Genomic DNA, 13,332 nt, shown 5'->3' on the forward strand with positions numbered 1-13,332 from the left:
AAAACATGACCCAAACCGCCCTTCCCGGACTGGTTACTCCGCCCAAACTGCCCAAAGGCACGCTGCGGATTGTCCCGCTCGGTGGACTGGGAGAGATTGGCCGCAATATGGCGGTCTTCGAAATCGATGGCAAACTGCTGATCGTTGATTGCGGTGTGCTCTTCCCCGAGGAGACCCAGCCGGGCGTCGACTTGATCCTGCCTGACTTCTCGTACATCGAAGACCGGCTGCAGGACGTGGTGGGCGTTGTGCTGACTCACGGCCACGAGGACCATATTGGCGCCGTTCCCTACCTCCTGCGCCTCAAAGCCGATATCCCGCTCATCGGATCCCAGCTGACTCTTGCGTTGGTGGAAGCCAAGCTTCAGGAACACCGGATCAAGCCGTACACGCTGACCGTCACTGAAGGGCAGGTGGAACAGTTCGGCCCGTTCGAGTGCGAGTTCGTTGCAGTCAACCACTCCATTCCGGACGCTTTGGCAGTCTTCATCCGCACCGAGGGCGGCACTGTGCTTCACACGGGCGATTTCAAGATGGATCAATTGCCGCTGGATGGCCGTATCACCGATCTTCGGCACTTCGCGCGCCTTGGTGAAGAGGGTGTGGACCTCTTTATGGCAGACTCCACCAACGCGGACGTGCCGGGCTTCACCACTGCCGAGAAGGAAATCGGCCCCACGCTGGACCGGCTGTTCGGCCAGGCCAAGAAGCGCATCATCGTGGCTTCGTTCTCGTCCCACGTTCACCGTGTCCAGCAAGTTCTGGATGCGGCCGCCAAACATGGCCGCAAGGTGGCCTTCGTTGGCCGTTCAATGGTCCGCAACATGGCTATCGCCGCCAAACTCGGGTACCTCGACGTCCCGCAAGGCATCCTGGTGGACATCAAGAACATCGACACCATGCCGGATGACCGCGTGGTCCTCATGTCCACAGGCTCGCAGGGTGAGCCGATGGCAGCGCTTTCCCGCATGGCCAACGGTGACCACCGTGTGATTGTTGGCAAGGGCGATACCGTCATCCTTGCCTCCAGCCTCATCCCGGGCAATGAGAACGCCGTATTCCGTATCATCAACGGCCTCCTGAAACTCGGCGCCGATGTGATCCACAAGGGCACAGCCAAGGTTCACGTATCCGGGCACGCTGCCGCTGGGGAACTGCTCTACTGCTACAACATCCTTGAGCCCCTCAATGCGATGCCCGTCCACGGTGAAACACGCCATTTGATTGCCAACGGCAATATTGCTGCCGAGTCCGGAGTTCCTTCGGACAGCATCATCCTGAGCGACAACGGCACGGTGATTGACCTCAAGGACCACATGGCGAACATCGTCGGCCAAGTAGAGGTCGGGTTCGTCTACGTGGACGGCTCCAGCGTGGGCGAAATCACCGACGCCGATCTCAAGGACCGACGAGTCCTGGGGGACGAGGGCTTCATTTCCATCATCACGGTCATCAGCCGCACTACTGGCAAGATCGTGTCCGGCCCTGAGATTCACGCCCGTGGGGTTGCCGAGGATGACTCAGTGTTCGACGAGATCATTCCCAAGATCAACGCCGCGCTCGAAGAAGCTGTGCTTAACCACGCAGATCACACCAACCATCAGTTGCAGCAGGTGGTCCGCAGGATCATCGGTACGTGGGTCAACCGGAAGCTTCGCCGCCGCCCCATGATTATCCCGGTAATCCTGGAAGCGTAGCCAGCCAGCAACATGAATGCCAAGGGGGCCTGAAATCCGCGGATTTCAGGCCCCCTTGGGGTAGCGTGGCACTTATGGCGACCCGTACTACCTCCACGCCACGAGGCAGCTCCAGCAGCAAACCCGGCGGCACAGGCCGGAGCACTGCCGCATCCAAAACCAGCGCAGCCGGCGCCAAAAGCGGGCGTGGCAGCACTGCCCGCACCAAGCAAGCGGCCGCCGTCGAGCCCCAAGCGCCGCTGCCCCTGCGCATGCTGTCAGGTTTCTGGCAGGGGATCGGCCACGTTGTCGGCGCCGGGGTTCGGCGAATCGGCTATGACGTCAGCGATCTCGACCCCGCAGACCGCAGGGACGGCGCGGCACTTTTCAATTTGGTGTTGGGCATCACCATCGCCACCTTTGCGTGGTGGGGTCTGACCGGCTGGCTTCCGGACATGGTCTACAGCGTCGTCAACGGCACCTTTGGATGGATGTCCCTCCTTCTGCCCTTGATGTTGTTCGTCTGTGCTTTCCGCCTCTTCCGCAAGCCCCAGGACGGACGCGGCAATAACCGTGTGGGCATCGGCTTCATGATCATGACGCTGGCAGGCTCCGGTTTGGCCCATGTCATTGGCGGCTTGCCCACTGTTGCAGACGGTTTCGACGGCTTGCGCAAAGCCGGCGGAATGCTGGGTTTCCTCGCAGCGGCTCCTTTGGCTGCAATCCATGTGGCTGTACCGATTGTTCTCTTCGGATTGCTGGCGTTTGTCTCCCTGTTGATCGTCACAGCCACGCCGTTTGGTGCCATCCCATCCCGCATCCGGGGCGCCTACGAGCACCTCATGGGCGTCGACCTCATGGACCGCTCCGGTAAGGACGCCCATGACCGCAGCTACCTCTATGAAAATGAGACCGTCACCAAGCCCAAAAAGAAGAAGCGCATGCGCTTCTTCGGCAAGGACGAGGAAGCTGACACCAGCTTGGAAGGCTACGTCGGGGACGAGGCGTTCGAGCACGCCATAGTGGACGACGACGAAGATCCGGAGACGTCTGCGCCGCGGGTTCCGCCGGGCGTGCGTCGTCCAACACAGGCGGAGATCGCCGTCGGGAAGATCAAGGCTGCCCAAGGCTTGGGGGCCAACCCTGGAATAGAGAACCCCACCGAAGCCATTCCGATCCTTACTCCGGAGATGCCTGTACCCGCGTCTCCGGTTGCGCAGGTGCCGGCCAAGCCTGCAGGAGCACCGCTTCCGCAGACGCCCATCCCACAACGCACCGAGCAACTGTCCTTGGCCGGCGACGTCACCTACACCTTGCCGGCCTCGGACTACCTGACACCGGGCTCCATCCCGAAGGAACGCACGGAAGCCAACGACGCCGTCGTCGCCGCCCTGACGGATACCCTCACGCAGTTCAACGTGGAGGCTGCGGTGACCGGCTTCAGCCGTGGTCCCACGGTGACCCGCTATGAGATCGAGCTGTCACCTGGTACCAAGGTGGAGCGCGTCACCGCTTTGTCAAAGAACATTTCCTATGCCGTGGCGTCCAGCGACGTACGAATTTTGAGCCCTATCCCCGGCAAGTCAGCCATCGGCATCGAGATCCCCAACACGGACCGCGAAACGGTGTCCCTGGGCGACGTCCTGCGCAGCCAGAACGCCCGCCGCACGGACCACCCCATGGTGATGGGTGTGGGCAAGGACGTCGAGGGCGGCTACGTCGTGGCCAACCTCGCCAAGATGCCCCACCTGTTGGTGGCCGGTGCCACGGGCGCCGGTAAATCCAGTTTCGTCAACTCCATGATCACTTCCATCCTGATGCGTGCAACGCCGGATGAGGTCCGCATGGTCATGGTGGATCCCAAGCGCGTGGAACTCACGGCCTACGAAGGCGTCCCGCACCTGATCACGCCCATCATCACCAATCCCAAAAAAGCTGCCGAGGCACTGCAGTGGGTTGTTCGCGAGATGGACGCCCGCTACGACGACCTCGCCAACTACGGTTATAAGCACATTGACGACTTCAACAAGGCGGTCAGGGCAGGCAAAGTAGTCCCTCCTGTGGACTCCAAGCGCATCATTAAGCCTTACCCCTATCTGCTGGTGATCGTGGACGAGCTCGCCGACCTCATGATGGTGGCCCCACGCGACGTCGAAGACTCGATTGTCCGCATCACCCAACTGGCCCGTGCGGCCGGCATCCACTTGGTGCTCGCAACCCAGCGACCCTCCGTCGATGTCGTGACCGGCTTGATCAAAGCCAATGTGCCGTCCCGAATGGCCTTCGCGACGTCGTCCGTCACGGACTCCCGCGTGGTCCTGGACCAGCCTGGCGCCGAGAAGCTCATTGGCCAAGGTGACGCGCTGTTCCTGCCGATGGGTGCATCCAAGGCAATGCGTGTCCAGGGTGCCTGGGTGACGGAATCAGAGATTCATAAAGTGGTGGAACACGTCAAGGGGCAGCTGCAGGCTGTCTACCGCGATGACGTCGCCGCCGAGGCACCGAAGAAGCAGATCGACGACGACATTGGAGATGATCTCGAGGTCCTGCTTCAGGCAACGGAACTTGTGGTGACCACGCAGTTCGGTTCAACGTCCATGCTCCAGCGGAAGCTTCGTGTGGGCTTTGCCAAGGCCGGCCGCCTCATGGACCTCCTGGAATCCCGCGGGGTGGTGGGCCCTTCCGAGGGCTCCAAGGCGCGCGACGTCCTGGTAAAGCCTGACGACCTCGCTGCCGTTCTTGCCGCGATGAAGGGTCAGGAGTCACCCGCTGCGCCGGACGCCCACACAGCGGCACTGAGCGATAACGCGAACTCGAACATCGCCGTCGGCGGTTATGCCGAAGACCTTGTTCAAGCGGACCTGGACAACCGGACGCAGGCCATCGAATATTACGACGGCGCGGATGTCCCGAACGATGACGAGGAGGGCGGCGAGGACGCCTGGTCGCTCACTGGAAGATAGCCCTCAAGAGGGTAGCCTTGTGGGGTGACTAAAGCCGAGGGTGATAACGCGACTTCCAGCAGCTCCGATGTCTGGAACCTGCCCAACATCCTCACCATGCTCCGCATCGCCCTGGTTCCGTTCTTCGTATGGTTTCTTCTGGCCGACGACGGCGAGTACGGAATCTGGCGGTGGGCGGCCGTTGTGACCTTCGCTGTTGCCATCTATACGGACAAGCTCGACGGCGACATCGCCCGGGCGCGTGGCCTGATCACTAATTTCGGCAAGATCGCCGACCCCATTGCCGACAAGCTGCTGATCGGTTCGGCGCTGGTACTCCTGTCCATCCTGGGGGACTTGCCGTGGTGGGTGACCATCCTCATCCTTGTGCGGGAGTGGGGAATTACAGCCCTTCGCTTCGTTGTTATCCGATACGGCGTGATGCCGGCTTCCCGGGGCGGCAAGCTGAAAACAGTCGTTCAAACCGTGGCCATCTTCCTCTACATCCTTCCGCTGAAGGCGATCGCACCGTGGCTGGGTGACGTCGCCTTCTGGGTCATGATGGTGGCTCTCGCCATCACGCTGTGGACCGGAGCGGAATATGTGGTCCAGGCACTGAAGCTGCGGGCAGCCGGACGGCGCGCATGATGCCCCCTGAAGGCGTATCCGCAGCCGCCCAGGCCTCCACGGCTGCCGTTGCCATAGCAATCGGGAACAAACTTACCGTGGCTACGGCTGAGTCTCTGACAGCCGGAATGGTTGCCGCCACGCTGGCCAATACTCCGGGCGCGTCCGGGATGCTGCAAGGCGGGGTGGTTGCCTACCAAAACTCGGTGAAGGCCGGTGTCCTGGGTGTTTCGCAGGAACTGCTTGTAGCGGTGGGCTCCGTTGACGGGCAAGTGGCCGAAGCAATGGCCGACGGCGTCCGGCGGGTCTGCGGGGCCGACCTCGGAATTTCCACCACGGGTGTGGCGGGACCTGATCCGCACGATGGTAAAGCAGTAGGCACCGTGTTCATCGGCATTGCCGGAGAATCCGGTACCGAGTCGTTTGAATATAGTTTTTCGGGGGACAGGCATTCCATCAGGGAACAGGCCTGTGAGGCCGCGTTGGCGCGTCTGCTTGCTGCGCTGAGTGACGTTGGTTACCGTTCGTAAAGTAGTCGGGAACAAAAACTGATTGCCAATAGTTGTGTCATTGTGTCGCTTCGGAAGAGCCGGGGCGCCTAGGATGTAAAAACCAACCCGGTCCGCCAGCCAGCGAACCGGATGACTGAGGGAGCAAGGCGATACAGATGGTAAAGCAGCCCGTATCCGTGAACGGCGTTGTCCGCTGGAAGGATGTGGGCTTGGCTGATCAGACACAGAGCGAACAGAAGGAGCGCAAAATGGTTGTACTACGCCACGAGATCGGTGATGTACTGCGCGATGTCCGCCAGCGTCAGGGCCGCACCCTCCGCGAGGTTTCGCACAGCGCCCGCGTTTCACTCGGTTACTTGAGTGAAGTTGAACGCGGCCAAAAGGAGGCTTCTTCCGAGCTCCTGTCTTCTATCTGCACAGCCCTGGATGTTCCGTTGTCCCACATGCTTCGCGAAGTCAGCGATCGCGTGGCCGTCGCAGAAGGTGTCGCAGTTCCGGACACTGTTCCGCAGGAATTCTCCCAGCGTTACGGACGCGATCTGGACCTCACGGACGACTTCCCGCAGGGAATGCTCTCCGGAGCCCGGTAAACGTTCCGTCAGAAATATGGAAAAGGTCCCCAGCCTCAGGCTGGGGACCTTTTTCGTTGAGATCGCGGGATGTGCTTGAACGAGCGAACTGCTACGCGGCCCCGGTTTTGTCCTCGACGTCGAGTCCTGGTTCCTTTACATTGAGGGCGCCATCGCCGTAAATGGCGTTGAGGCGGCCCATGTAGTCAGCCAATATCTGGACATCCTCCAACGGCCATTCGCCGAGTCGTTCACGGAATACCTGCCTCCGCGCATCCTGAACCTGGTGCATCTTCTCTTCGCCCTTGTCCGTCAGCCGGATGGATTGGGCCCTACCGTCCTGGGGGTCGGCCTCCTTATAGACGAGCCCGATGCTCTCAAGGAACGCGATCTGACGGCTCACGGAAGGCTTGCCAACCCCAATGCAGGTAGCAAGGTCCGTGAGCCGGATGGGACCCTCCCTGCGGATGATGGTCAGGAGGCCGTAGGCGGCAGGCTCCATGTCCGGATGGACCTGGCGTGACAACTGGTGGGAGATCGAACGTGCGCGGCGCCAGAGCAGGCTCAGCTGGTGTTCCACCTGCTGGAGGGCGTCGTCCACGGAATCGCCTGGCACGGCCGGGCCGGGCGTGCTCTGGAGAGGATTGCTCATGGCAACCATTCTAGAGTCCGGCGACATGAGAGACTCTATCCGTGAGGGCTAGTGACTTTTGGCGATTGATGGACGACGAATTCGGGGCAGGCTACTCCCGGGTCTTGGCCGGTTCCCTGGTGCTCGCCGGTGTGGGTGGGCGGACCGCCGTCGAGGCCTTGGCCTCCGGATATCACCCTCGCGAGGTGTGGTTGGCGGTCTGCGAAGTTCAGGACGTTCCTCCCGAACGACGGCTTGGCAAGGACATCAAACCGGCTTCCACCTAAGCTCCGGCACGTGCCGGCAACCGCCTGGGTTGGGACACGCCGAGGCTTTGTTCGAATATCTGTTCGGATGGGGATATGCTCCTGTGAGAGGAAAATAGATCCCGAAGGACGCGTTCCAGAACATCCGGCAGACCCGGTTTATCCACATAGCCATTGCCGGCTGGTAAGAATGTCAGGGCACCGTAATAGCGTCTGACATGACAGGAAAGCGGCCTTTCAGGCCACTCCACAGCGAGAAAGCATCAGAGGTGTGAACCATGGCGGCAGCCCCGGATCGTGAGAAGGCGCTCGAAGCAGCGCTTGCCCAGATCGACAAGCAGTTCGGTAAAGGCTCTATCATGCGTCTGGGTGATGACACCCGGGCACCGATTGAGGTCATCCCCACCGGCTCCATTGCGTTGGATGTCGCCCTTGGCATTGGTGGCCTGCCCCGAGGCCGCGTCGTGGAAATCTACGGCCCGGAATCCTCGGGTAAGACCACCGTGGCACTTCACGCCGTAGCCAATGCACAGCGCGCAGGCGGCATCGCTGCCTTCATCGACGCCGAGCACGCCCTTGATCCGGACTACGCTGCCAAGTTGGGCGTGGACACGGATGCACTCCTGGTCTCACAGCCGGATACCGGCGAGCAAGCCCTCGAAATCATGGACATGCTGGTGGGGTCCGGCTCGCTGGACATCGTGGTCATCGACTCCGTGGCCGCCTTGGTACCTCGTGCTGAAATCGAAGGCGAAATGGGCGACTCCCACGTTGGCCTCCAGGCCAGGCTCATGAGCCAGGCGCTTCGTAAGATCACCGGTCGCTTGAGCCAGACCAAGACCACCGCCATCTTCATTAACCAGTTGCGTGAAAAGATCGGCGTGTTCTTTGGTTCCCCGGAGACCACAACGGGTGGTAAGGCTCTGAAGTTCTACGCGTCAGTTCGAATCGACGTTCGCCGCATCCAAACCCTGAAGGAAGGTGCGGACTCCGTCGGTAACCGCACCAAGGCAAAGATCGTCAAGAACAAGATGGCTCCGCCCTTCAAGATCGCCGAGTTCGACATCATCTACGGTCAGGGCATCTCCCGCGAAGGCGGCATCATTGACATGGGTGTGGAGCACGGCATCATCAAGAAGTCCGGCTCCTGGTTCACTTATGACGGCGATCAGCTGGGTCAGGGCATGGAGAACTCGCGTCGCTTCCTGCGCGACAATCCGGAACTCGCTCAGGAACTGGAGCGCCTGATCAAGGAAAAGCTCGGCGTTGGTATGGCCAAGGCTGAAGAGGAATCCCCGAAGCTGAAGGCCGTTGACGGCTAGGAGAGGGCCGGATCCGGATTCGTCCGTAGCGGCCGATCCTGAGCCTGACCCCGAATCCGTGGCGCGTGCCATCGTCCTGCGACAGCTGACGATGGCGCCGCGGAGCCGGCTGCAGTTGTCCCGGAAGCTTGCGGAGCGGAATGTTCCCGATGACGTGGCTGAGGCAGTCTTGGACCGCTTCGAAGAAGTTCAGCTGATCGATGATGCTGAGTTCGCCAGGATGTGGGTCCGTAGCCGCTCGCAAAGCAAAAAGCTTGCAAAGGGCGCCATCCGTCGCGAACTGGCAGACAAAGGCATAGAGCTTGATGCGGCCGAAGAAGCCTTATCCCAGCTCAGCGATCAAGATGAGGAATCGGCTGCTCGGGAGCTGGTCCAGCGCAAGCTACGGCCCAGCATGGATCTGACCGATCGGGCGGAGCGGGACAAGTACACGCGCCGGCTCGCGTCGATGCTGGCCCGCAAAGGCTACGCCCCCTCCATGGCATTCAGGATCGTCGGTGAGGTTCTGGCGGAAGCCGGTACCCTTGAGTAGTGAGTTTGACCATTCCCTCCCCATCAGCTGCCAACCCTCCCTCTGTTGATCCCCGGACTGCTGCAGAACCCCGGCCGGCTGCAGAGCCCCGGACTTATCAGGTTCGGACTTTCGGCTGCCAAATGAACGTCCATGATTCAGAGCGCATGGCGGGACTTCTCGAAGAAGCCGGGTATGTGCCTGCTGAGGGCGACGTAGCGGACGTCGTGGTCTTCAACACATGTGCTGTCCGTGAGAATGCAGACAACAAACTCTATGGAAACCTCGGCCAGCTGCGGCAGGTCAAGGAGGCGAACCCGTCCATGCAGATTGCCGTTGGCGGCTGTCTGGCCCAGAAGGATCGCGAGACCATCGTCAAGAAGGCGCCGTGGGTTGACGCCGTGTTCGGGACACACAACGTGGGGGCGCTTCCGGCCCTGTTGAACCGCGCCCGGCACAACAATGAGGCGCAACTGGAGATCCTCGAATCCTTGGATGTGTTCCCGTCAACGCTCCCCACCAAGCGTGACTCCGTGTACGCGGGCTGGGTTTCGATCTCCGTGGGATGCAACAACACGTGCACGTTCTGCATTGTGCCTTCGCTTCGTGGCAAAGAGAAAGACCGGCGCCCCGGCGAAATTCTGGCAGAAATCCAGGCGCTGGTGGATGACGGTGCAGTTGAGGTCACTTTGCTCGGCCAGAACGTTAATTCCTACGGTGTGGAATTCGGTGACCGTCAGGCCTTCTCCAAACTCCTGCGTGCCTGCGGTGAGATTGAAGGGCTGGAACGCGTTCGTTTCACCAGCCCGCACCCCGCAGCTTTCACCGACGATGTCATTGATGCCATGGCTGAGACACCCAACGCCATGCCCCAGTTGCATATGCCGCTGCAATCCGGCTCGGACAAGGTGCTCAAGGACATGCGCCGTTCTTACCGTTCCAGCAAGTTCCTCGGAATCCTGGACAAAGTGCGCGAACGCATTCCCCACGCAGCCATCACCACGGACATCATTGTTGGTTTCCCCGGTGAAACCGAGGAAGATTTCCAAGCCACCCTGGATGTTGTGGAGAAGTCCCGGTTTGCCTCCGCCTTTACGTTCCAGTACTCAAAGCGGCCAGGGACGCCGGCTGCTGACCTCCCTGAGCAGCTTCCCAAAGCGGTGGTGCAGGAACGCTACGAACGCCTCACAGCGTTGCAGGACCGTATTGCCGCAGAGGAGAACGCCAAGCAGTTGGGTCGTCAGGTGGAGGTCCTGGTCACCGCGCAATCAGGACGCAAGGCAGGCGAAACACACCGCCTGTCCGGTCGATCCAAGGACCAAAGGCTGGTGCACTTCTCTGTACCGGCCGGTGCCGAGACCCCGCGCCCGGGCGACTTTGTCACAGTCACCATCACCGAGGCCGCTGCTTTCCACCTAGTGGCTGATCCGGCAAGTCCGGAGGATTACATCTTGCGCCGCTCCCGTGCAGGCGACGCCTGGGATCGTTCTCAGGCTGATTCCTGTGGCGTTCCTGCCGCAGGAGCGGCGTCAGGCAAGGCAGGTGTGTCCTTGGGCATGCCGTCGCTGCCTGTTCGGCGCGCGTAGGGCGGACCAGAAGTTCGAATGTCGCTCTCCAGCCATGAACTTCCTCAGCCGGTCATTGCAGTTGTTGGTCCCACGGGTTCAGGGAAGTCGGACCTGGGCGTTAACTTGGCCCTGGCCTTGAACGGGGAAGTCATCAATGCCGACGCTTTGCAGTTTTACCGTGGCATGGATATCGGAACCGCCAAGATCACCATGGAGGAACGCAGGGGTGTGCCTCACCACTTGCTTGACACCATGGACGTCACAGAGGAAGCCAGCGTGGCGGACTTCCAAATCGAATGCCGCGCTGCCATCACTGACATTCACTCGCGGGGGAAGCGCGCCATCCTGGTGGGCGGTTCCGGCCTGTATGTACGCGCCGCCCTGGACGTCCTGGAATTCCCGGGCACGGATCCCGAGCTCCGCAGGCATCTGGAAGAGGAGTACGAAACGCAGGGGCTTGCGCCGTTGCGTGCCCGGCTTGAGGAAGTTGATCCCGTGTCGGCGGCCCGCCTTGGCGATGCCAGGCGAGTAATCCGTGCCTTGGAGGTGCACGGTCTCACTGGGCGCCCCTTTAGTTCATTCATGCCGCAGCGCGAGTACTTCCAGCCGGCTCTCCAGATCGGGCTGGAGGTTGATCGGGAGCAACTGCGGCATCGTCTGGCACTGAGGGTGCACCGGATGGTGGAGGGAGGCCTCCGGCAGGAAGTTGAACGGCTCGAGGCAATCGGCTTGCGGAAAGGCAAGACGGCTTCGCGAGCTTTGGGTTATTCCCAATTCCTGAAGGTTCTGGACGGGGAGCTGAGCACGGATGCTGCCGCCGAAGAAACCATCGTGGCTACCCGGCAGTTTGCGCGGCGCCAGCTGACGTGGTTCAGGGGAGATCCACGCATCACGTGGCTCGACTGGCAGGACCAGGAGCTTGTGGAGAAGGCAGTCGAGGCAGTCCTGGCGACCGGAAGTTAAGGCCACGCAATTTCTGGGCGAACGCGCGTGGCGGGTAGCCTAGGTCCATGGATGAAACCGCCGCAATTCCCGCCCGGCAGCCCGCAGATGCGGATGCTCCGGTGACACTTTCCAGCCTCACTGGTTTGACGTTTTCAAAGGGCCACGGAACAGGCAACGACTTTGTCCTGATTGCCGATCCTGGCGACGCGCATGGGATCACCGCCGAGCACGTGGCGCAGTTGTGCGACCGCCATGTGGGCATCGGCGGCGATGGCCTCATCCGAGCGGTGCCTTCCCGCTTTCTGCCCGAAGGCCGCGTCGCCCTGGAAGAGGATGCGGACGCTGAGTGGTTCATGGACTACCGCAACGGTGATGGTTCGCTCTCCGAAATGTGTGGCAATGGCGTGCGCGTCTTCGTTCATTTCCTGATCGCGGAGGGCTTGGTGGACCTGGGGCCCGGGCAGACCCTCACTATCGGCACACGCGGTGGCGTAAAAAAGGTTGTACGCACGGTCAACGGCTATGCCGTGGATATGGGCCCGTGGGAGTTCATTTTCCCCGAGGAAGCCACCAGCAAGGCCATGGATGCACTGGTCAGCGCCGAGGGCCTGGAAGTGCCAAGGCCCGGACTCTCCGTCAGCATGGGCAATCCCCACACGGTAGTTGCCCTTGCGGAACTTAGCGAGCTTTCAGCCACACAACTGTTCAAGGCGCCCGTGGTTGATCCCAAGCCCGCCAATGGAACCAACGTCGAGTTTGTGGTCCCCGCTGAGCCGTTGGTAGAAGACGGTATAGGGACCATCACCATGCGCGTTCACGAGCGTGGCGTGGGGGAGACACAGTCCTGCGGCACCGGCGCGTGTGCCGCCGCGGTCGCTATCCGTCACTGGGCGGGGGATACGGCCCCGAACGACTGGCACGTCAAGGTGCCGGGCGGCGTCGTGGGTGTGAAGTTCTTCCCCGGGGCAGGCGGCCGTGAGCATGTGGAACTCAGCGGCCCGGCCGTGATTGTGGCTACTGGGACGCTTTCCTGACCCGGATGATCCTGAACGTTTTGGACGTGCTTTCACGGGAGACCGTGTAAGAACTGTCCAGTTCGGCGGCGAGCCACCGCTGGAGGGAGTCCGAGCCCAGGTTCTTCTGCACAACCAACCAGGCGTTGCCTCCCGGCGCCAGCCGGGGCAGCCACGTCAGCAGCAGCGAGTGGAGCTCGTCCTTGCCGATGCGGATGGGCGGGTTGGACCAGATGGTGTCGAATTCGACGGCGGGATCCACCTCGTGCGGGAGGCTGGCGGTGACGTTGCCGAGGCCGAGCGCCGCGGCGTTCTCATTGGTCAAGGTGATGCAACGCTCGTTGACGTCAACGGCGTGCACGTGAGCATGTGGCGCCATCAGGCCCAACGTGAGCGCAATCGGACCCCAGCCGCAGCCAATGTCCAGAAGGTGACCCGTGGGTGACGGCGGTGGAACTTCGGAGAAAAGTACTGCAGTGCCTTTGTCCACGCCGTCGGGGCTGAAGATACCCGACGAGGTCTGCAGCCGGCGCGTGGCTCCAGCAAGTTCCACGGTTAGTGGCTTGCGCGTGAATGGTCCGGCCGGTTGGGCGGTGAAATAGTGTGCAGACTCCATAATTTGCCAGATTAGTTGGCTAATGGCGGCTTGGGAAACCGCATCCGTCCGTGGTTGGCTTGACAGCGGCTGCTAAAGTGAAACGCATGTTCTTGATCTTTGAGTAATCAGCCCACAACGCCAAGTCATCAGGC

The 13,332-nt window shown here is 61.3% G+C and carries 13 protein-coding genes; 11 read left to right on the forward strand and 2 right to left on the reverse strand.

Annotation, left to right across the window (positions count from 1 at the left end):
• Window positions 1-5: 5 nt before the first annotated feature.
• The 5 genes from LDN70_RS07770 to LDN70_RS07790 all read left to right on the forward strand — a co-directional run bounded on the left by LDN70_RS07770 (window position 6) and on the right by LDN70_RS07790 (window position 6,347).
• The gene (locus tag LDN70_RS07770) at window positions 6-1,697 is read left to right on the forward strand and encodes a ribonuclease J (protein ID WP_142939636.1); all 1,692 of its coding nucleotides are present in this window, start codon (window positions 6-8) and stop codon (window positions 1,695-1,697) included.
• Window positions 1,698-1,771: 74 nt separating this feature from the next.
• Window positions 1,772-4,639, forward strand: a complete 2,868-nt coding sequence (locus LDN70_RS07775; protein WP_223942237.1) for a DNA translocase FtsK — start codon at window positions 1,772-1,774, stop codon at window positions 4,637-4,639.
• 24 nt (window positions 4,640-4,663) lie between these two features.
• Window positions 4,664-5,266 carry a CDP-diacylglycerol--glycerol-3-phosphate 3-phosphatidyltransferase gene (gene pgsA, locus LDN70_RS07780; protein ID WP_142939634.1) on the forward strand — a complete coding sequence of 201 codons (603 nt, stop codon included), beginning with the start codon at window positions 4,664-4,666 and terminating at the stop codon, window positions 5,264-5,266.
• A complete protein-coding gene (locus tag LDN70_RS07785) occupies window positions 5,263-5,775 on the forward strand; it encodes a CinA family protein (protein WP_223942238.1) in 513 nt (170 codons plus the stop codon). Before pgsA ends, LDN70_RS07785 begins: the two co-directional genes overlap by 4 nt.
• Window positions 5,776-5,912: 137 nt before the next feature.
• The gene (locus tag LDN70_RS07790; protein WP_024820363.1) at window positions 5,913-6,347 is read left to right on the forward strand and encodes a helix-turn-helix domain-containing protein; all 435 of its coding nucleotides are present in this window, start codon (window positions 5,913-5,915) and stop codon (window positions 6,345-6,347) included.
• A 91-nt stretch (window positions 6,348-6,438) separates the two neighbouring features.
• Here LDN70_RS07790 and LDN70_RS07795 read toward each other — a convergent pair whose 3' ends face one another.
• Complete coding sequence (locus LDN70_RS07795) at window positions 6,439-6,978, reverse strand: MarR family winged helix-turn-helix transcriptional regulator (protein ID WP_374206969.1); 540 nt, start codon at window positions 6,976-6,978, stop codon at window positions 6,439-6,441.
• A 41-nt stretch (window positions 6,979-7,019) separates the two neighbouring features.
• Between LDN70_RS07795 and LDN70_RS07800 the strand changes: the two genes are divergently transcribed.
• The 6 genes from LDN70_RS07800 (at window position 7,020) to dapF (ending at window position 12,603) form a co-directional block, all read left to right on the forward strand.
• Window positions 7,020-7,244 (forward strand): DUF3046 domain-containing protein, encoded by a 225-nt coding sequence (locus LDN70_RS07800; protein WP_142939632.1) that lies wholly within the window; start codon window positions 7,020-7,022, stop codon window positions 7,242-7,244.
• 257 nt (window positions 7,245-7,501) lie between these two features.
• Window positions 7,502-8,545 (forward strand): recombinase RecA, encoded by a 1,044-nt coding sequence (gene recA, locus LDN70_RS07805; RefSeq protein WP_142939631.1) that lies wholly within the window; start codon window positions 7,502-7,504, stop codon window positions 8,543-8,545.
• Window positions 8,535-9,077 (forward strand): regulatory protein RecX, encoded by a 543-nt coding sequence (locus LDN70_RS07810; RefSeq protein WP_142939630.1) that lies wholly within the window; start codon window positions 8,535-8,537, stop codon window positions 9,075-9,077. Before recA ends, LDN70_RS07810 begins: the two co-directional genes overlap by 11 nt.
• Window positions 9,077-10,642 (forward strand): tRNA (N6-isopentenyl adenosine(37)-C2)-methylthiotransferase MiaB, encoded by a 1,566-nt coding sequence (gene miaB, locus LDN70_RS07815; protein WP_223942239.1) that lies wholly within the window; start codon window positions 9,077-9,079, stop codon window positions 10,640-10,642. The genes LDN70_RS07810 and miaB overlap by 1 nt, the downstream gene beginning before the upstream one ends.
• An 18-nt stretch (window positions 10,643-10,660) precedes the next feature.
• Entirely contained in the window at window positions 10,661-11,587 is a 927-nt protein-coding gene (gene miaA, locus LDN70_RS07820) for a tRNA (adenosine(37)-N6)-dimethylallyltransferase MiaA (protein ID WP_223942240.1), read from the forward strand.
• Window positions 11,588-11,634: 47 nt separating this feature from the next.
• A complete protein-coding gene (gene dapF / locus LDN70_RS07825) occupies window positions 11,635-12,603 on the forward strand; it encodes a diaminopimelate epimerase (protein WP_166842809.1) in 969 nt (322 codons plus the stop codon).
• Here the strand turns inward: dapF and LDN70_RS07830 are convergent.
• Complete coding sequence (locus tag LDN70_RS07830; protein ID WP_142939626.1) at window positions 12,584-13,198, reverse strand: class I SAM-dependent methyltransferase; 615 nt, start codon at window positions 13,196-13,198, stop codon at window positions 12,584-12,586. The two genes, dapF and LDN70_RS07830, sit on opposite strands and share 20 nt — an antisense overlap.
• Window positions 13,199-13,332: the final 134 nt, after the last annotated feature.

This window comes from Arthrobacter sp. StoSoilB22, assembly GCF_019977315.1.
Taxonomy (GTDB): Bacteria; Actinomycetota; Actinomycetes; order Actinomycetales; family Micrococcaceae; genus Arthrobacter.

What these genes read in the sequence shown, in the direction of transcription:
- LDN70_RS07770 (WP_142939636.1), top strand. Translation starts at nt 6, where the DNA reads ATGACCCAAACCGCCCTTCCCGGACTGGTTACTCCGCCCAAACTGCCC.
- LDN70_RS07775 (WP_223942237.1), top strand. Translation starts at nt 1,772, where the DNA reads ATGGCGACCCGTACTACCTCCACGCCACGAGGCAGCTCCAGCAGCAAA.
- LDN70_RS07785 (WP_223942238.1), top strand. Translation starts at nt 5,263, where the DNA reads ATGATGCCCCCTGAAGGCGTATCCGCAGCCGCCCAGGCCTCCACGGCT.
- LDN70_RS07790 (WP_024820363.1), top strand. Translation starts at nt 5,913, where the DNA reads ATGGTAAAGCAGCCCGTATCCGTGAACGGCGTTGTCCGCTGGAAGGAT.
- LDN70_RS07795 (WP_374206969.1), bottom strand. Translation starts at nt 6,978, where the DNA reads ATGAGCAATCCTCTCCAGAGCACGCCCGGCCCGGCCGTGCCAGGCGAT.
- recA (WP_142939631.1), top strand. Translation starts at nt 7,502, where the DNA reads ATGGCGGCAGCCCCGGATCGTGAGAAGGCGCTCGAAGCAGCGCTTGCC.
- miaA (WP_223942240.1), top strand. Translation starts at nt 10,661, where the DNA reads ATGTCGCTCTCCAGCCATGAACTTCCTCAGCCGGTCATTGCAGTTGTT.
- dapF (WP_166842809.1), top strand. Translation starts at nt 11,635, where the DNA reads ATGGATGAAACCGCCGCAATTCCCGCCCGGCAGCCCGCAGATGCGGAT.
- LDN70_RS07830 (WP_142939626.1), bottom strand. Translation starts at nt 13,198, where the DNA reads ATGGAGTCTGCACACTATTTCACCGCCCAACCGGCCGGACCATTCACG.